This is a genomic window from Pseudomonas alkylphenolica (assembly GCF_016009175.1).
Lineage (GTDB): Bacteria > Pseudomonadota > Gammaproteobacteria > Pseudomonadales > Pseudomonadaceae > Aquipseudomonas > Aquipseudomonas alkylphenolica_B.
Genome location: NZ_JADUCM010000009.1, coordinates 1 through 16,440 on the forward strand (window position 1 = coordinate 1; position 16,440 = coordinate 16,440).

The 16,440-nt window shown below is 61.3% G+C and carries 17 protein-coding genes; 6 read left to right on the top strand and 11 right to left on the bottom strand.

Features of this window, described 5'->3' with window-relative positions; translation table 11 throughout:
• Positions 1 to 114: 114 nt before the first annotated feature.
• Positions 115 to 1,191 (bottom strand): 3-deoxy-7-phosphoheptulonate synthase, encoded by a 1,077-nt coding sequence (locus tag I5S59_RS10535; RefSeq protein WP_197876549.1) that lies wholly within the window; start codon positions 1,189 to 1,191, stop codon positions 115 to 117.
• A 169-nt stretch (positions 1,192 to 1,360) separates the two neighbouring features.
• Positions 1,361 to 1,807, bottom strand: a complete 447-nt coding sequence (locus I5S59_RS10540; protein ID WP_197876550.1) for a PilZ domain-containing protein — start codon at positions 1,805 to 1,807, stop codon at positions 1,361 to 1,363.
• 116 nt (positions 1,808 to 1,923) lie between these two features.
• Between I5S59_RS10540 and I5S59_RS10545 the strand changes: the two genes are divergently transcribed.
• From I5S59_RS10545 to cysB, 4 genes are all read left to right on the top strand, one after another.
• Positions 1,924 to 2,880, top strand: a complete 957-nt coding sequence (locus tag I5S59_RS10545) for a putative 2-dehydropantoate 2-reductase (protein ID WP_197876551.1) — start codon at positions 1,924 to 1,926, stop codon at positions 2,878 to 2,880.
• Between the two features lie 46 nt (positions 2,881 to 2,926).
• Entirely contained in the window at positions 2,927 to 3,835 is a 909-nt protein-coding gene (locus I5S59_RS10550) for a 5'-nucleotidase (RefSeq protein WP_197876552.1), read from the top strand.
• 94 nt (positions 3,836 to 3,929) lie between these two features.
• Positions 3,930 to 4,427 (top strand): universal stress protein, encoded by a 498-nt coding sequence (locus tag I5S59_RS10555; RefSeq protein WP_128324561.1) that lies wholly within the window; start codon positions 3,930 to 3,932, stop codon positions 4,425 to 4,427.
• Positions 4,428 to 4,551: 124 nt separating this feature from the next.
• Complete coding sequence (cysB, locus tag I5S59_RS10560; protein WP_197876553.1) at positions 4,552 to 5,526, top strand: HTH-type transcriptional regulator CysB; 975 nt, start codon at positions 4,552 to 4,554, stop codon at positions 5,524 to 5,526.
• 61 nt (positions 5,527 to 5,587) lie between these two features.
• On the opposite strand, the gene I5S59_RS10565 is transcribed toward cysB, so the two are convergent.
• The 4 genes from I5S59_RS10565 to I5S59_RS10580 form a co-directional block, all read right to left on the bottom strand.
• Positions 5,588 to 6,814, bottom strand: a complete 1,227-nt coding sequence (locus tag I5S59_RS10565; RefSeq protein WP_197876554.1) for a hypothetical protein — start codon at positions 6,812 to 6,814, stop codon at positions 5,588 to 5,590.
• The gene (locus I5S59_RS10570) at positions 6,811 to 7,683 is read right to left on the bottom strand and encodes an ABC transporter ATP-binding protein (RefSeq protein WP_197876555.1); all 873 of its coding nucleotides are present in this window, start codon (positions 7,681 to 7,683) and stop codon (positions 6,811 to 6,813) included. The genes I5S59_RS10565 and I5S59_RS10570 overlap by 4 nt, the downstream gene beginning before the upstream one ends.
• Positions 7,680 to 8,078: a GntR family transcriptional regulator gene (locus tag I5S59_RS10575; RefSeq protein WP_232239689.1), complete on the bottom strand. Its 399-nt coding sequence runs from the start codon at positions 8,076 to 8,078 to the stop codon at positions 7,680 to 7,682. The genes I5S59_RS10570 and I5S59_RS10575 overlap by 4 nt, the downstream gene beginning before the upstream one ends.
• Before the next feature lie 120 nt (positions 8,079 to 8,198).
• On the bottom strand, positions 8,199 to 9,416 hold the full coding sequence (locus I5S59_RS10580; RefSeq protein ID WP_197876557.1) for an MFS transporter: 1,218 nt from the start codon (positions 9,414 to 9,416) through the stop codon (positions 8,199 to 8,201).
• Positions 9,417 to 9,548: 132 nt separating this feature from the next.
• On the opposite strand from I5S59_RS10580, the gene I5S59_RS10585 reads away from it, so the two are divergent.
• Entirely contained in the window at positions 9,549 to 10,136 is a 588-nt protein-coding gene (locus tag I5S59_RS10585; protein WP_197876558.1) for a TetR/AcrR family transcriptional regulator, read from the top strand.
• A 57-nt stretch (positions 10,137 to 10,193) separates the two neighbouring features.
• Here the strand turns inward: I5S59_RS10585 and I5S59_RS10590 are convergent, their stop codons facing one another.
• Complete coding sequence (locus tag I5S59_RS10590; RefSeq protein ID WP_128324564.1) at positions 10,194 to 10,928, bottom strand: phosphoadenylyl-sulfate reductase; 735 nt, start codon at positions 10,926 to 10,928, stop codon at positions 10,194 to 10,196.
• A 126-nt stretch (positions 10,929 to 11,054) separates the two neighbouring features.
• Here I5S59_RS10590 and thrH point away from each other — a divergent pair, with 126 nt between their 5' ends.
• Complete coding sequence (gene thrH / locus I5S59_RS10595; protein WP_197876663.1) at positions 11,055 to 11,672, top strand: bifunctional phosphoserine phosphatase/homoserine phosphotransferase ThrH; 618 nt, start codon at positions 11,055 to 11,057, stop codon at positions 11,670 to 11,672.
• Positions 11,673 to 11,774: 102 nt separating this feature from the next.
• On the opposite strand, the gene pabB is transcribed toward thrH, so the two are convergent.
• The 4 genes from pabB to I5S59_RS10615 form a co-directional block, all read right to left on the bottom strand.
• Entirely contained in the window at positions 11,775 to 13,130 is a 1,356-nt protein-coding gene (pabB, locus tag I5S59_RS10600; protein WP_197876559.1) for an aminodeoxychorismate synthase component I, read from the bottom strand.
• 127 nt (positions 13,131 to 13,257) lie between these two features.
• Positions 13,258 to 14,238, bottom strand: coding sequence for an alpha-L-glutamate ligase-like protein (locus I5S59_RS10605; protein WP_128324567.1), 981 nt, complete (start codon positions 14,236 to 14,238; stop codon positions 13,258 to 13,260).
• Positions 14,238 to 15,770 carry an inactive transglutaminase family protein gene (locus tag I5S59_RS10610; RefSeq protein WP_128324568.1) on the bottom strand — a complete coding sequence of 511 codons (1,533 nt, stop codon included), beginning with the start codon at positions 15,768 to 15,770 and terminating at the stop codon, positions 14,238 to 14,240. The genes I5S59_RS10605 and I5S59_RS10610 overlap by 1 nt, the downstream gene beginning before the upstream one ends.
• A gap of 5 nt (positions 15,771 to 15,775) precedes the next feature.
• Complete coding sequence (locus I5S59_RS10615) at positions 15,776 to 16,312, bottom strand: ATP-dependent zinc protease (protein WP_128324569.1); 537 nt, start codon at positions 16,310 to 16,312, stop codon at positions 15,776 to 15,778.
• Positions 16,313 to 16,440 lie beyond the last annotated feature (128 nt).

Sequence of the window (16,440 nt, forward strand, 5' to 3'; positions counted from 1 at the left end):
CCCCCCGCCCCCCCCCCCCCCGCCCGCCCACCCCCCCGGGCCCCCCCGGGGGGTTCCATCCACACCCCCCCAAAAAACCCCCCGGGCAATGCCCGGCGTTTTTGTGTCTGCGGATCAGGCGCGGTTGCGCTTGGGCAGCACGTCCTTGAGTTTGGCGTGCATGCTGCGCAGGGTTTTTTCGGTAGCGTCCCAGTCGATGCAGGCGTCGGTGATCGAAACACCGTACTGCAGGTCTTCGAGGTTTTTCGGAATCGCCTGGCAGCCCCAGTTCAAGTGGCTTTCGACCATCAGGCCGATGATCGACTGGTTGCCTTCGAGGATCTGGTTGGCGACGTTCTCCATCACCAGTGGCTGCAGGGCCGGGTCCTTGTTGGAGTTGGCGTGGCTGCAGTCGACCATGATGTTCGGCTTGATCTTGGCTTTGGCCAGCGCTTGCTCGCACAGCGCGACGCTGACCGAGTCATAGTTCGGCTTGCCGTTGCCGCCACGCAGCACCACGTGACCGTAGGCGTTGCCTTTGGTGGTGACGATGGACACGCCACCTTCCTGGTTGATACCCAGGAATCGGTGCGGGCTGGAAACCGACTGCAGGGCGTTGATGGCGACGGTCAGACCGCCATCGGTACCGTTCTTGAAGCCCACGGCCGACGACAGGCCGGACGCCATTTCGCGGTGGGTCTGGGATTCGGTGGTACGTGCGCCGATGGCCGACCAGCTGATCAGGTCCTGCAGGTATTGCGGGGAGATCGGGTCGAGCGCTTCGGTGGCGGTCGGCAGGCCCATTTCTGCCAGGTCCAGCAACAGCTGGCGGCCAATGTGCAGGCCGTCCTGGATCTTGAACGAGTCATCCAGGTACGGGTCGTTGATCAAGCCCTTCCAGCCCACGGTGGTACGTGGCTTTTCGAAGTACACACGCATGACCAGGTACAGGGTGTCGGAGACTTCGGCGGCGAGGGCCTTGAGGCGCTCGGCGTATTCATGGGCCGCTTTGATGTCGTGGATCGAGCAGGGACCGATCACCACAAACAGGCGGTGATCCTTGCCATCAAGGATATTGCGCACAACTTCACGGCCCGCAGTCACGGTCTTGAGCGCGGTGGCGCTGAGGGGAATTTCCTTCTTGAGCTGATCGGGGGTGATCAAGGTCTCGTTGGAGGCAACGTTTAGGTCATCGATCGGTAAATCAGCCATCGTGTTACTCGTCAGGTCACGGGTGCCGGCCGCCAGCGATCCCCGTGCGGCGGAGCAGCAAGATTGTACGCAGCGGGGAGCCGAACCTTAGCGCGTTACACCGTGGCTCGACAATGGGTAGCAGCCGCTTTCCTGCGTCGGAAAGCCCACGGGTGCAGGGTTTTTGTCCTTAAATGAGAATCTGTCGGGTATGGCTGGCTTCAAGGCTGGCTTCGGAGAATTCACCGGCATGCTGTTTGACCCACTGCTGGGCCAGGGCATCGAGATCGATCAGCGCGGTTTGCGCCCTCATGTGTTGCTGGTAAAGGTGCTGGATCTGGCACACCTGTTCGCTCATTCGCGCGCCGAACAGTGCCTGTTCATCGACGAAGGCAATACCGACCCGGTAGCCGTCCTGCTGTTTCTGGCACCAGGCCACGTATCCCGGGTAACGGGCGCTTTCGCCCAGGGAAGGGATGATCATCTCAACTGCCATTCCGCGGCGGTACGCGCGGGGATGGTTGCAGGCGATACCGCCCAGGCTGATAGTGTGCAGCCGCTGGCGGAACAGGCTGGGCGACTGACGTAACGCCAGTTCGACCGGAACATCGTCCGGGTGAGGCAGAAAACCACGCATGCTCGACTCCGTGTCGATTTTTTGACCTTGTTCGCCTGAGTATAGTGATGGATCGTAAGGCTGTTGATTTGCGTGTGAAAAAATTGAACAAAAATTGAACGTTCGGGGGAAGCAGTATGACGAGCAAACGTCCGCGTATCGGCATCATCGGAACAGGTGCCATTGGTGGCTTCTATGGGGTGATGCTGGCCAGGGCCGGATTTGATGTGCATTTCCTCCTGCGTACCGAGTTTGATGCAGTCAATGCCAACGGCATACGCATCGACAGCGCGGTGCACGGAACGCTGCAGTTGGCGGTGCAGGCCTACGCCTCTGTTGCCGACATGCCGTCCTGCGACTGGTTGCTGGTGGGCGCCAAGGCCACCAGCAATGCCGAGCTCGCCCCGGTCATCGCCAAGGCGGCGGCCGCGGATGGCAAAGTGGTGTTGCTGCAGAACGGTCTCGGCGTCGAAGAACAACTGCGGCCGTTGCTGCCGGACAGCCTGCATTTGCTCGGTGGGCTGTGCTACATCTGCGTCAATCGCGAGGCGCCGGGCGTGATCCGTCACCAGGCCCTGGGTGCAGTGAACCTGGGGTACCACAGCGGCCCGGCTGGCGACGCCGCACGTCAGACAATTACCCAGCAGGGTGCTGAACTGTTTCGCGCTGCCGGTATCGACTCGCACGCCATGAGCGACCTGGCGTGTGCGCGCTGGCAGAAACTGGTCTGGAATGTGCCTTATAACGGACTGTCGGTGCTCCTTCAGGGCGGCACCACGCCCCTGATGGCAGACTCCCACAGCCGGGCGTTGATCCAGGCGTTGATGGCTGAAGTGGTTGAAGGTGCCCGTGCCTGCGGTCATGAAGTGCCACAGGGCTATGCCGAGCAGTTGTTCGCCGGCACCGAGAAGATGCCTGACTACTGGCCAAGCATGTATTACGACTATGTCCATAATCGCCCGCTGGAACTTGAGGGGATCTACGCCGAGCCGTTGGCCAGGGCGCGTGCAGCCGGTTGCAGTCTGCCGCGCATCGAGGCGCTCTATCAGGCGCTGGCGTTCATCGACCGGCGTAACCAGAAGACGGTGCAGTAACAGCCAGCGGCTACAGTGGATATTCCTGGCACAAGAGGAAGCGTGCATGAGCAAAAACCTGGGTGACAAACTGGTCGTCGCCATCTCGTCAAGGGCACTGTTTGACCTGAGCGAAAGCCATCGGATCTACCTGGCGCAAGGCGTCGAGGCTTACCGCCAGTACCAGATCGAGCACGAGGACGAAGTGCTCAAGCCCGGGGATGCATTTTTGCTCGTGCAAAAACTGCTGGGTATCAATGCTCACCTTGGTCATCCCCGGGTCGAGGTGGTGCTGGTGTCGCGCAACAGTGCCGACACCGGCCTGCGGGTGTTCAACTCCATCGAACACCACGGCCTGGGTATTTACCGCGCGGCGTTTGTCGGCGGGCGCAGCCCTTACCCTTACCTTGCAGCGTTTGGTTGTCACCTGTTCCTGTCCACCGATGCCGACGATGTGCGCAGTGCGCTCGAAGCGGGTTTTGCAGCGGCGACCATTCTCTCCGGCGGCGCGCAGCGTGCGGCCAGCGATGAATTGCGAATCGCATTTGATGGCGATGCGGTGCTGTTTTCCGATGAGTCCGAGCGTGTGTATCAATTGGGTGGCCTGGAAGCGTTTCAGGCCAGTGAGCGTGAGGCTGCCCGCGAGCCGTTGCGGGGAGGGCCGTTCAAGCCGTTCCTCGCTGCGCTGAATCAGTTGCAGAGCGAGTTTCCCGACGGTGCCTGCCCCATCCGCACCGCGTTGGTCACTGCGCGGTCGGCGCCTGCCCACGAACGGGTGATTCGCACCCTGCGCGAATGGGATATTCGCCTGGACGAGTCACTGTTTCTCGGCGGCCTGGACAAGTCGGCGTTCCTCGAGGCGTTTGCCGCCGACGTGTTTTTTGACGATCAGGCGGGCCACTGCGAGCGGGCGCGCAGTGTGGTCGCAACCGGTCATGTGCCGCATGGCATCAGCAACGAACCGACCCTTGGCTAGTGGCCGTTTGCCGGAGCGCCGGACGGAACGGCGCGTGATTCGGGCGCTGCTAAGCTGAAGCTTGCTCTGCCCAAGCGGCAGTCGAGGAGGTCGAATGATCCGTTCCATGCTCTATGCCACCGACCTCGGTGTGTACGCGCCTTTTGTCATGCAGCATGCGCTGGCGCTGGCGCGCACATTCAATGCAGAGCTCTATGTGATTCATGCCGTGGAACCGATGGGGCAGTTCGCCGAGTCGCTGTTGCAAAGTTACCTGGATGAACAAACGCTGGACCAACTGCATCGTCAGGGGGTCAACAACGTTATGGCCAACATCGAGCAGCGGGTGCTGGAAAACTTTCGTGACGAATTGGGCGAAGAGGCCGACCTGGCCCTGATCAAGGCGGTGCGCGTGCGTCAGGGGGACCCGGCCCAGGTGATTCTTGAGCAGGCTCAGCGCTTGAGTGTCGACCTGCTGATCTTCGGCAGTCACAGCCAGGGCGCGGGTGTCGATATCCCTCTTGGGCGTACGGCCGTACGCCTGTTGCAGTTGTCGCCGGTGCCGGTGTACATGGTGCCGCTGGCCCAACACCTTGGGCGTCGGAAGACTTAACGCTGCGTTGTCGGGGGTTTCCTACTAGACTGCTAAAATAGTTCTAGATTTATTCTTCAAACCACTAATATAGTTATAAATCGTCACTGCTGCCGGTGACGCCCAGCTGATTTGAGGGATACCTATGAAGCTTCAACAATTGCGCTACATCTGGGAAGTGGCGCACCACGACCTCAATGTCTCTGCGACAGCGCAGAGTCTGTACACCTCCCAGCCGGGCATCAGCAAACAGATCCGCCTGCTCGAAGATGAACTGGGCGTTGAAGTGTTCGCCCGCAGCGGCAAGCACCTGACCCGCGTGACCCCGGCCGGTGAGCGAATCATCACCACCGCTGGCGAAATCCTGCGCAAGGTCGAGAGCATCAAGCAGATTGCCCAGGAATTCTCCAACGAGAAAAAAGGCACCCTGTCGATTGCCACCACCCACACCCAGGCGCGCTATGCACTGCCGCCGGTGATCAGCAGCTTCATCAAACAGTACCCGGAAGTGGCTCTGCACATGCATCAGGGCTCGCCGATGCAGATCGCCGAAATGGCCGCCGACGGCACGGTGGATTTTGCCATTGCCACTGAGGCCCTGGAGCTGTTCGGTGACCTGGTGATGATGCCGTGCTATCGCTGGAACCGTTGCGTAGTGGTTCCGCAGGGGCACCCGCTGACCAAGTTGCCGAAGCTTACACTCGAAGCCCTGGCTGAGTACCCGATCGTTACCTATGTGTTCGGTTTTACCGGTCGCTCCAAGCTCGACGAAGCGTTCAGTCATCGCGGCCTGACCCCGAAAGTGGTGTTCACCGCCGCCGATGCCGACGTCATCAAGACATACGTACGCCTGGGCCTGGGCGTCGGTATCGTGGCCAAGATGGCTGTCGACACCAAGCTCGACAATGACCTGGTCGTGCTGGATGCCAGCGAGCTGTTCGAATCGAGCATCACCAAGATCGGTTTCCGCCGCGGCACCTTCCTGCGCGGTTTCATGTGCGACTTCATCGAGAAGTTTGCACCGCACCTGACCCGCGAAGTGATGGCCAAGGCCATTCAGTGCCATAACAAGCAAGAGCTCGAAGAGCTGTTTGCCGATGTCGAGTTGCCCGTGCACTGACAGCGGGAGCGGACATGAAAAACCGGCCATCGTGCCGGTTTTTTCATGTCTCGGATTGTGCTCAGGCCATGTTCATTGCGGTGGTGCCAACAAACACTGAAAGCATTGCAGCTATGGTCCCGGCACCCAGCTGGCGGCGGCTGAGTGCGCCACGCCAGGCCAGCTTGGCCAGGCCCAGGCTGGCCACAACCATCATCGCGCTAAAGGCGATCGCTGGTAGTGGTTGGTGCAGGCCCGGGTCTTCATTCAGCGCGCCCATCGCGAGAATGATGAGCGTCATCAAGATCTGCTTCTCCAGCAGGCAGTTACGCAGTTGTCGCATCACTGACGCCTGTAACTGATCGCGCGCAGGCAGGCCAGGCATCAGTAACAGTTCGGCCAAGGTAGCTCGACCCTTATCGTGCAGGTCAATGAGGCGGCCAATGGAGCGCAGTGGTATCCAGATCAACAGAACGGCAACCCACATCGACAGGAATGGCCCGCTGTATGTCGGTTGCAGCGCATAGGCCACCACCGCAAAGCCGATCATGACCAGATAGCTCAAGTACTGCCGGCGCACGCCATGCGCTTGACGGATGGTCTGGTAGCCAAGGAGGGTGGCGATACGGTCCTGATACAGGCTGCCCGGGAGGGCGTTGGGCGTGTTCAAGCGCTGGGGTGCCGCAAGGCGCTCTTTCAATGGGCCGACTACCCCCAGGGTGGCTCCATCGAGCACTGCACCCAGCGGGGTGAGCAGTTCGCTGCGAGGTCGTTTCGCATGCCAGTGCCACAAGCCCGAGGTTAGCACCAGTGCCAGAACCCCAAGCATCGCGCTAAGACCGGGTTCAGCCAATACAGACCAGAAAAGGCCGAGCAGAGCGCTGGGAATGATCGACAGAGCCAGGGGCGTGCTGAGTGCCAGCAGAGCGAAACACGAGCCCAGCCAGACTGCCGCAGCGAGCTGCAGGACGTCCTGGTTAGCGGGCGGCCACAGCAGCAGGTAGAGCAGTGGTGGGCCGACGCTCAATGTCAGGTGCGCAACAATGCCGCGCAGCAATGTGCGGCGAACGCCTGGCAGCCGCAAGGCGATCATGGTGCAAGCCAGGTTGCACAGCCGTGGCCCAAGTAGTCCCCACCATGCCAAGGCCGCGCTCAGCGCCCAGGTCAATGGCCCGGCTAGAGGCATGCCGTCGGCGGGCCCCAGGTGCCCGAGAAAAACACCGAAACTCAGAAGCACTAAATAACTCAGCACACTCGAAGAGAGAATCCAGGGGCCAGGAAACAGGGAGTCCAGCGCCTTGATCATCATGCTGCCAGCTCCAGCATTAGGTCTTCCAGGCCAAGTCGGTGCAGGCTTGCTTGCTCGGGCAGTAGCGAGCGGGTTTCACCTTGGGCCAGGTTCAGTACCAGGCTCCAGCCGCCGTCGGGCAATGATCGCCGGGCTACTTCGCCAGGCAGTGGCCCGGCAGGCAGCGGACAGTGCTGGGGCCATTGCACGCGGCGCAATTCGTCTTTGAGTTGGTCGGTTTCGGCATGGAGCCGGACGCGGCCTTGGTGAATCAGCGCAACATGGGAGGCGATGCGCTCCAGATCAGAGAGGATGTGGGTTGAGAACACCACGGTGCTGCCCTGTTCGCTGGCCAGCTCGACAATTTCCCGCAGCAACTCACGCCGAGCCAGCGGGTCCAGGCTGGCGGCCGGCTCGTCCAGCACCAGCAGGCGGGGTCGCGGGGCCAGGGCGCGAATGATCGCCACTTGCTGGCGCTGGCCGGGGGACAGATTCTGGATCAGGCGCTGGCCGTCCAGGCCCCAGCGCTGCAGCAGGTTCGTCGCCAGGTCGTTGTCCCAGTTCGGGTACAGGTTGGCACAGAACGACAGGGCATCTGCGACTTTCATCCACTGCAGGCTGTCGCTGTGCTGCGGGACGTAAGCCAATGTGGCTTTGTCCTGGTCATCGATCTGCGTGGCGGCTTTGCCAAACAGCCTTGCCTCCCCACTGTCTGCCTGGCGCAGGCCCAGCAGGCATTCGATCAGGGTGCTTTTACCTGCGCCGTTGCGCCCGAGCAGGCCCAGTACAGAACCGGGTGCAATGCTCAGCGAAACATCGTCCAGTGCCTGGTGATTTTTATAACGTTTGCTCAGGGCGCAGGCTTCAATCAGCGGGTCCGGATTACTCATTGCGTTCCTTCGTGGGGCTGTTCTTCGTTCATGAGGGGGGTAAGGGCGTCGATCAATTGATCTAGGCTCAGGTCCAACTGCCGGGCCTGACGGGCCAGTTCCTGCAGGGTGGGCTGCAGGGCGTTCAGGCGTGTTTCGGTCGGGGTAACGGCTTGCTGGTGGGTGGCAACCTGCATGCCCTTGCCGCGCTGGCGTTCCAGTAAGCCCTGGGCTTCGAGCAGGGCGTAGGCTTTGGAAACGGTCATCGGGTTGATGGCATGGGCTGCGGCCACCTCACGTACTGACGGCAACCGAGTGCCGGCCGGGCAGCTGCCAGCGCTGATCAGGCGGGTGATCTGGCCGACAATCTGGCGATAGATCGGGTCGGGTGAGCTGGGTTCGATGTAGAGGGTCATGGCGTCCATGTGTATTGGTGTAGCAATACACATGGATATGAACGCAAGGGCTTTTCTTCAGGCAAGAACAAACCGGGGCTGCTACGCGCCCCCTTAGGCCGTGGTCGGATTTTCAGTTGCTCATGAAGTCGCTTCTGCGTGGGCGCCAGATGGGCCATGGGCACGCAGGCGTTGATGCGACCACAGTGCCACCAGCAGCACCAGTGCTGCAGCGCATAGCGCAACGATGAACCCGGCCCGGGCGCCGCCATCATCCACGGCGTATCCGGATGTCGCTGCACCCAGCGCGATGCCGATGTTCAGTCCGGCCAGCAGCCAGGTCATGCCTTCGGTCAGGCGTTGTTCGGGCACCAGGCGCTCAACCAGCGACATTGCCACGATCAGGGTGGGGGCAAAGAACAGGCCGGCCACCAGTACGGCGACAGCCAGCATGGGAATGCTCTCTGCCAGTAGCAGGGGCAGTGTGGTCGCAGCTGTCATCAGCCCACCCAGCAGCAGTAAACGATGCAATGGGGTTTGCAGCTTGAGCGTGCCGAACAGCAGCCCGGACAGGCACGAGCCCAGTGCGTAGGCAGATAGCACCAGCGTCGCTGCCGCGGGTTGGCCCAGTTGCTCGGCGAAGGCGACGCTGACGATATCCACAGTGCCGACAATAATGCCCATGGCCACCATCAGCAGTATCAGCAAGCGCACGTTTGCCGACCTGATCACCGATCCCGGGTGATCGCTGGCGGCGTTCTCCGACTGCACCGGCGGTTCGCTGCCACGCTGCGCGACAAGGGCGAGTACGCCAACGGCCAGCAACAACGCTGCAGCCAGTGGCCCGGCCTGTGGAAATACCGCCACACACAATCCGACCGAAAGGGGTGGCCCGGCGATGAAGGTGACTTCATCGAGTACCGTTTCCAGCGAGTAGGCCGTTTGCAGGCGAGGTTGACCCCGATAGATGCCTGTCCAGCGTGCCCGCACCATTGCCGACAGGCTGGGCATGAAGCCGGCAAGCAAGGCGCCGACGAACAGCGTCCAGTCCGGCGCCTGCCACCAGGTGCTGGCGGACAGAAGCAGCAGGCCGATGACGTTGACGGCGGTGGCGGCAGGCAGCACCCGGTGTTGCCCGTGGCTATCCACAAGGCGGGAGATCTGCGGTGACAGCAGCGCGTAGGCCAGTACGAAGGTGGCGGACACTGCGCCCGCCAGCGCGTAGCTGCCGCGCAGTTGCGCGAGCATGGTGATGATACCGATGCCGGTCATGGGCAGCGCCACCCGCGCCAGCAGCCCCGCCAGGGTAAAGCCGGTAGCACCGGGTGCGGTGAACAATGCGCGATAAGGGTTGGCCATCGGGTTCTCCAGGGACATCGTTTGCCAGGAACTGGCGGTGCGCTGAAAATACATACAGAGCGTATGAATAAAAGCGTATATTCATACGTATTGAATGTAAACAATCATACGGCTCGTATGTAAGGAGTTTGAATGGTTCGCCGCACTCGCGCCGAGATGGAAGAAACCCGTGCCACGCTGCTGGCCACTGCCCGCAAAGTCTTTAGCGAGCGAGGCTACGCCGATACCTCGATGGATGACCTCACCGCGCAGGCGAGCCTGACCCGTGGTGCGCTTTACCACCATTTTGGCGACAAGAAAGGCTTGTTGGCTGCTGTGGTGGCGCAGATCGATGCCGAGATGGACGAGCGTCTGCAGGCAATCTCCGACGCTGCCAATGATCCCTGGGAAGGCTTTTGCCAGCGCTGTCGTGTTTACCTGGAGATGGCCCTGGAGCCAGATATCCAGCGTATCGTGTTGCGCGATGCCAGGGGCGTGCTGGGCGGTGCTTCAGCGGACGCGCAACGTGATTGTGTCGAGTCTATGCAGAGGTTGATCGATGCACTCATGTGCCAGGGCATTGTTGCCCGGGCCAGCCCGCAGGCGTTGGCTTCGCTGATCTATGGCAGCCTGGCTGAAGCGGCGTTGTGGATCGCCGATGGTGAAGACGCAAGCACGCGGCTGGTGCAAAGTGTTGCGGCGCTGGAGTTGTTGCTGCGCGGGGTGCTGGTCAGGCCCTGATCACCTGCTGCCCGGCTTGCAGCAAGCCGAGGCAGGGCGATTGCTCAGGGCCGGAACTCAGCCTTTGGTGATCAGGTTGCCGGCGTGCAGGCCGCATTCTTTCTGGGTCGATTCCTCCCACCACCAGCGGCCTTCGCGCTCGTGCTGGTTCGGCAGCACGGGGCGGGTGCAAGGCTCGCAGCCAATGCTGATGAACCCGCGCTCGTGCAGGCTGTTGTAGGGCAGTTCGAGCATGCGGATGTAGCCCCATACCTCTTCACTGCTCATCTGCGCCAGCGGGTTGAACTTGTACAGGGTGCGCTCCGGGGTGGAGAAGGCGCTGTCGATTTCCAGTGCGGCCACCTGGCTGCGGGTGCCCGGGCTCTGGTCGCGACGCTGGCCGGTGGCCCAGGCGCTGACGGTGCTCAGCTTGCGGCGCAAGGGTTCGATCTTGCGGATGCCGCAGCACTCGCCGTGACCGTCCTTGTAGAAGCTGAACAGGCCTTTTTCTTTGACGAAGGGGTCAAGCTTGCTGCGATCAGGCGAGAGAATTTCGATCGGCAGGTTGTACTGCTCGCGAACCTGGTCGATGAAGCGGTAAGTCTCGGGGTGCAGGCGGCCGGTGTCGAGGCTGAACACTTTGACGTTCTTGTTCAGTTTCCAGGCCATGTCCACCAGCACCACGTCTTCGGCGCCGCTGAAGGAAATCCACAGGTCATCACCGAAGTGCTCGAAGGCGAGTTTGAGGATGTCTTGCGGGGACTTGTTGGCGTAGGTCGCGGCCAGGGCGGCGACGTCGAAGGGTTGGCTCATCAGGCGGCTTCCGATCATTGAATGGCGCTTGGCGCTCGTAATGCGTTGATGTTACCAAAAATTGCCCGCGCAGACGCCGCGCATGTAGAGTGCGGCTTCCCATTTTTGTCGTTCGAGGAGTGTGCTGTGGAAATTGCCTGTCTCGACCTGGAAGGCGTGCTGGTCCCTGAGATCTGGATCGCCTTTGCGGAAAAAACCGGAATCGAATCATTGCGGGCCACCACCCGTGATGTGCCCGATTACGACGTACTGATGAAACAGCGCCTGCGCATTCTCGATGAGCATGGCCTGAAGCTTTCCGATATCCAGGCGGTGATCGCCACGCTCAAGCCATTGGACGGTGCCATCGAATTTGTTGACTGGCTGCGCGAGCGCTTCCAGGTGGTGATCCTCTCCGACACATTCTACGAGTTTTCACAGCCGCTGATGCGCCAGCTGGGTTTCCCGACCTTGCTTTGCCATCGCCTGATCACCGATGAGACCGATCGGGTGACGGGTTACCAGCTGCGCCAGAAAGACCCTAAACGCCAGTCGGTGCTGGCTTTCAAGAGCCTGTACTATCGAGTGATAGCAGCAGGGGATTCGTACAACGACACCACCATGCTGGGCGAAGCCGATGCGGGCATTCTGTTCCATGCGCCGGAGAATGTGATCCGCGAGTTTCCGCAGTTTCCGGCCGTGCATGATTTCGACGCGCTGAAGCAAGAGTTCATCAAGGCTTCGAACCGTTCACTGAGTCTTTGAGGGACCGGCTACTACGTTGTAGGAGCCAGGCTTGCCGGCGAAAAACGGTAACGCGGTGCCGCAGATTCACCGCAGTGCCTATTTCGTGGGCAAGCCTCGCTCCTACGGGGCGTGGGAAAGATTTTGCAGCGTGTCGAGCAGCACCTTGACCTTGGTGATCGACTCTTCGTATTCAGCCTGCCAATCCGAATCTGCCACCACGGCGCCACCTCCCCAGCAACACACCTGGCCATCCTTGACCAGCAAGCTGCGGATCGCAATCGAGCTGTCCATCTCGCCGCGCACGTCCACATACAGCAATGAGCCGCAATACAGCGCCCGGCGGCTGGGTTCCAGTTCGTCGATGATCTGCATCGCGCGAATCTTCGGTGCACCGGTGATCGAACCACCGGGGAAGCTGCCGGCGATCAGGTCCAGGGCGTCTTTGCCTTCGGCCAGTTGTCCGGTGACACTGCTCACCAGGTGATGCACGTTGGGATAGCTTTCCAGGTTGAACAACTCCGGCACTTTCACTGAGCCGATCTCACATGTTCGCCCCAGATCGTTGCGCAGCAAGTCGACGATCATCAGGTTTTCCGCGCGGTCCTTGTTGCTTGCCAGCAGTTCGGCGGCATTCGCGGCGTCCTGCGTGGCATCCGGGCTGCGCGGGCGGGTACCTTTGATCGGTCGGGTTTCGACCCGGCCACCACTGACCTGGATGAAACGTTCCGGCGAGAAGCTCAGCAGCGCGCTGCCATCATCCAGCACCTGGAAGCCCGAAAAGGGGGTAGGGCACACCCGGCGAATGGCCTGGTACGCCTGCCAGGGGTCGCCTTGGCACGGTGCGCGAAACCGTTGCGTGAGGTTGATCTGGTAGCAGTCGCCGGCATGGATATACGCCTGCACCCGGTCGAAGGCCTGGTGGTAGTCGTCGGCGCTGATGTCGCCGCGCATCGGTGCCAGCAGGGAAAACTGCGCCGTGCAGGCGGGAGCAGGCGCTTCGAACAGGCGGATCAGGCGTTGGCGCTCGGCGTCGGCGAGGCTTGGGTGAAACAGCAACTGGCTGCGTTCAAGCTGATGGTCGCTGATCAATGCCCAGGCATACAGCCCCAGGCTGGCGTCGGCCATTCCCAGGTCGTTGGCGGCCAGGCTCGGCAGCGGCTCCAGGCGGCGACCGAAATCGTAGCTCAGGTAGCCGATCAGCCCGCCGGCAAAGGGCAGCTCGACGCCTTGGGGCAATTCTGCCCGGCCCAGTTCGTCCAGGCTTGCGCGCAGGCGTTGCAAGTAGGCTTCACCGCCTTCAGTGGCCTGGGGCGTCAGGGTCTGCAGTGGCCACGCGCTGAGCAGGTCAAAACGGCCACGCGCGGCAGTTGGGCGCGCGCTGTCGAGCATGACGGCGCCTGGTGCCAGGCGGATACGGGCGAAATAGGCCGCAGGGTCGGCCAGGTAGGGCAGGGCGTGAAGCGTACAGGTCGGCATGCAAGTAACAGCTATGGATGCGGGGAGGCGATTGTAGTCCTGTGTAGGAAATGCGCCTAGCGTTGGCTGCGACCTTGAGTGTGTCCGGCTGCGCCAACCGGGGTGGAGGGCGCAGCCGGGGGTGTTCTCACTCAGATGGCACGTGGCCGAATAGCTCTTGAGCGAAGCGCACGCGCTCTTCCGGGGTTTCCTGGATGCCGTCTTTGGCGAGTTTTTCCAGGTGCGCCTCGACGGCGTGGGTGCGCAGGGTCAGGCCGCAGTCGTTGGCGATCTGGATGTTCAGGCCAGGGCGGGCGTTGAGCTCGAGGATCAACGGTCCCTTGTCCTGGTCCAGCACCATGTCGACACCGATATAGCCCAGCCCGCACAACTCATAGCAGCCAGCGGCCAGCTTCATGAAGCCGTCCCAGTTCGGCAACTGCACACCGTCCACCGCGTTGGTGGTGTCCGGGTGCTTGCTGATGATGTTGTTCAGCCAGGTACCACGCAGGGTCACGCCTGTGGCCAGGTCGACACCGACACCGATGGCACCCTGGTGCAGGTTGGCCTTGCCGCCCGACTGGCGGGTCGGCAGGCGCAGCATGGCCATCACCGGGTAGCCCATCAGCACGATGATGCGGATGTCCGGCACACCTTCGTAGCTGATGCTCTTGAAGATCTGGTCGGGGGTCACCCGGTACTCGATCAGGGCGCGGTCGCGGTGACCGCCCAGGGAGTACAGGCCGGTGAGGATGCTGGAGATCTGGTGCTCGATTTCCTCGTGGCTGATGATCTTGCCCGAGACCGTGCGATAACGGTCTTCAAAGCGATCGGCCACCACCAGGATGCCGTCACCGCCGGCACCCTGTGCCGGCTTGATGACGAAGTCGTTGCGTTCGCCAATGATCTCGCCGAGTTTTTCGATCTCTTTTTCGGTAGAGATGATCCCGTACATCTCCGGCACATGGATGCCGGCCTGGATCGCACGCTCTTTGGTGATGATCTTGTCATCGACGATCGGGTACAGGTGGCGCTTGTTGTACTTGAGGACGTAGTCCGCATTGCGCCGGTTGATACCCATGATGCCCCGGGCCTCCAGGGCTTTCCAGGTTTTCCAGAGACCGAACATCAGGCGTCAGCCTTCACGAAAGCTTTGAAACGTACCAGCTCCGTCAGGCGGTAGCCGCGGTAGCGACCCATTGCCAGCATGAAGCCCACCAGGATCAGCAGCACGGCCGGGAAGGTGAAGACGAAGTACACCAGTTCCGGCACGCTCATCAGCAGGTGCGCAAGGGAGGCAGCGAACAGGGTGCCGATGGCAACTTTCATCGCATGGCCACCGCCACGTTCTTCCCAGGTGATCGACAGGCGTTCGATGGTCATGGTCAGGATCACCATCGGGAACAGGGCCACCGACAGGCCGCGCTCCAGGCCCAGCTTGTGGCTGAACAGGCTGATGGCGGCAATCAGTACCACGACGAAGGTCAGTACCACCGACAGCCGCGGCAGCATCTGCAACTTCAGGTGTTCAAGGTAGGAGCGTAGCGACAGGCCCAAAGCCGTGATGACCGTGAACAGCACGATACCGAAGCCCAGCTGGGTTTCGCGGAAGGCCAGGGCGATCAGCACCGGGGTGAAGGTCCCCAGGGTCTGCAGGCCGATCAGGTTGCGCAGCACCAGGATCACCAGCACGCCGATCGGGATCATCACCATGATCATGAAGGTTTGCTGGGTCTGCAGTGGCAGGCCGTAGAGCGAGTATTCGAGGAAGTCGGCGTCGGTGTTCTCGTCCGTCAGCTTGGCCAGGCGGATGGCGTTCATCTCGCTGTTGTTCAGGCTGAAGCTGACGTTGGCTTTCTTGCCGCCATCGACGGTGATCAGGTTGTCATCGCCGGTCCACCACAGCAGGCGGTCGGCAGGCAGCCCTTGTTCGCCGGTGTCCGGGTTGAAGTACAGCCAGTCGGTGCCGTTGAAGCTGCGCAGCCACAGTTCAGGGGTTTGTGGCTGGTCGGCGATCAGGCGGATGGTATGGACCTTTTCCACCGGAACGTGGGCGATGGACAGCAGCAGGTCAATGATCTTGGCTTTGTTCAGCGACGAGGTGTCACCGGCCAGCAGCAGCTTGACGTTGTCGTCATTGAGGTTGTTGACGCGCTTGATGGTCTCGCTGACAAAGGTTTCGACGTCGGCCGAATGCTGGCGAATCGGCGCCATCAGGGCTTCGGCGGCGATTTTTTCCGGGCCCTCTACGGCCAGGCTGTCGCGGAAGGTCGGGCCCTTGATCTTGGCTTTTTCAGTGCTGTAGCGCTTGGTCAGCACCAGGCGGTAGTACAGGGTCTGGTTGCCGCTGGCACGGCGGGCCGACCAGGTTACCTTGCGGTTGCCGTCGACGCGGTTGACGCTGACCCCGTAGTTGTTGGAGATGAAGCTCTCGTTGAGGCTGACGTAGTCACGGCTCAGTGGCGGCACGAACATCTGGACCTTGATCGGGTCCTTGGGGTTGGCGACGAACTCGACCTTGGCGTCAATGTTCCACAGGTCGTCGGTCTCGTCTTCGGTCACCGGGATGCCGAGAAAGAAGATCTGATAGGCCGTGACGATGATGCCCAGTAGCACCAGTACGGTGATCAGGACTTTCAGGTGAAGGGTAAGAGAGCGCATCGGGATTACTCTGCGGTGTGAGCGTCAGGGGCGCAGGCAGGTTTGCCGGCCGCGTATTTAAGGCTTGGGTCGACCAGCGCGTCGAAGTGCTTGAGCGCCTCTGAGCCGATCAGCAGCGGGTACTGGAATGCGCTGCGGTCTGTCAGGTTCACTTCGATCACGCGTTGGGCCGTCCCCATGCAGATGTTCAATTCGATCACCGGGCGGGCGGTGTAGGCCTTGCCTTCGTCCGGGTTGTAATCGCCGGCGCGTCGCTTGATTTTGCTGACGCGGGCCAGGGGGCGTTCTATCGGATGCGCGTGGGCGGCGTCAATTGCCAGGTAGAAGCGTACCCATGATTCGCCGTTGCGCTTGAAACGCTTGATATCGCGGGCGCTGAGCGAGGCGGTCTTGGCGCCAGTGTCGAGCTTGGCGGCAACCTCCAGGTCGATATCGGCAAGGCGGGCGTATTCATTAAGACCGTACACGGTCTTTTCCGCGGCCTGACCCAGGGCAGGCAACAAAAACAGGCTGAGCAACAGTGGAAGGGGTGTAAGTCTCATAAATCCTGGCGCGGTGCTGTGCGATGTTCGGGTAAAGGCCACTGGCAAGTACTGCGCAAGCTTCCTCGATTTGCTGTCATCACCACAAAATGATGACAAACACACTATTCGTGCCCTGTGTAAGGGCG

Bases quoted from the DNA above. Each gene is read 5' to 3' on its own strand.
- I5S59_RS10535 (WP_197876549.1), bottom strand. From the start codon at position 1,191: ATGGCTGATTTACCGATCGATGACCTAAACGTTGCCTCCAACGAGACC.
- I5S59_RS10540 (WP_197876550.1), bottom strand. From the start codon at position 1,807: ATGCGTGGTTTTCTGCCTCACCCGGACGATGTTCCGGTCGAACTGGCG.
- I5S59_RS10545 (WP_197876551.1), top strand. From the start codon at position 1,924: ATGACGAGCAAACGTCCGCGTATCGGCATCATCGGAACAGGTGCCATT.
- I5S59_RS10550 (WP_197876552.1), top strand. From the start codon at position 2,927: ATGAGCAAAAACCTGGGTGACAAACTGGTCGTCGCCATCTCGTCAAGG.
- I5S59_RS10555 (WP_128324561.1), top strand. From the start codon at position 3,930: ATGATCCGTTCCATGCTCTATGCCACCGACCTCGGTGTGTACGCGCCT.
- cysB (WP_197876553.1), top strand. From the start codon at position 4,552: ATGAAGCTTCAACAATTGCGCTACATCTGGGAAGTGGCGCACCACGAC.
- I5S59_RS10565 (WP_197876554.1), bottom strand. From the start codon at position 6,814: ATGATGATCAAGGCGCTGGACTCCCTGTTTCCTGGCCCCTGGATTCTC.
- I5S59_RS10570 (WP_197876555.1), bottom strand. From the start codon at position 7,683: ATGAGTAATCCGGACCCGCTGATTGAAGCCTGCGCCCTGAGCAAACGT.
- I5S59_RS10575 (WP_232239689.1), bottom strand. From the start codon at position 8,078: ATGACCCTCTACATCGAACCCAGCTCACCCGACCCGATCTATCGCCAG.
- I5S59_RS10580 (WP_197876557.1), bottom strand. From the start codon at position 9,416: ATGGCCAACCCTTATCGCGCATTGTTCACCGCACCCGGTGCTACCGGC.
- I5S59_RS10585 (WP_197876558.1), top strand. From the start codon at position 9,549: ATGGTTCGCCGCACTCGCGCCGAGATGGAAGAAACCCGTGCCACGCTG.
- I5S59_RS10590 (WP_128324564.1), bottom strand. From the start codon at position 10,928: ATGAGCCAACCCTTCGACGTCGCCGCCCTGGCCGCGACCTACGCCAAC.
- pabB (WP_197876559.1), bottom strand. From the start codon at position 13,130: ATGCCGACCTGTACGCTTCACGCCCTGCCCTACCTGGCCGACCCTGCG.
- I5S59_RS10605 (WP_128324567.1), bottom strand. From the start codon at position 14,238: ATGTTCGGTCTCTGGAAAACCTGGAAAGCCCTGGAGGCCCGGGGCATC.
- I5S59_RS10610 (WP_128324568.1), bottom strand. From the start codon at position 15,770: ATGCGCTCTCTTACCCTTCACCTGAAAGTCCTGATCACCGTACTGGTG.
- I5S59_RS10615 (WP_128324569.1), bottom strand. From the start codon at position 16,312: ATGAGACTTACACCCCTTCCACTGTTGCTCAGCCTGTTTTTGTTGCCT.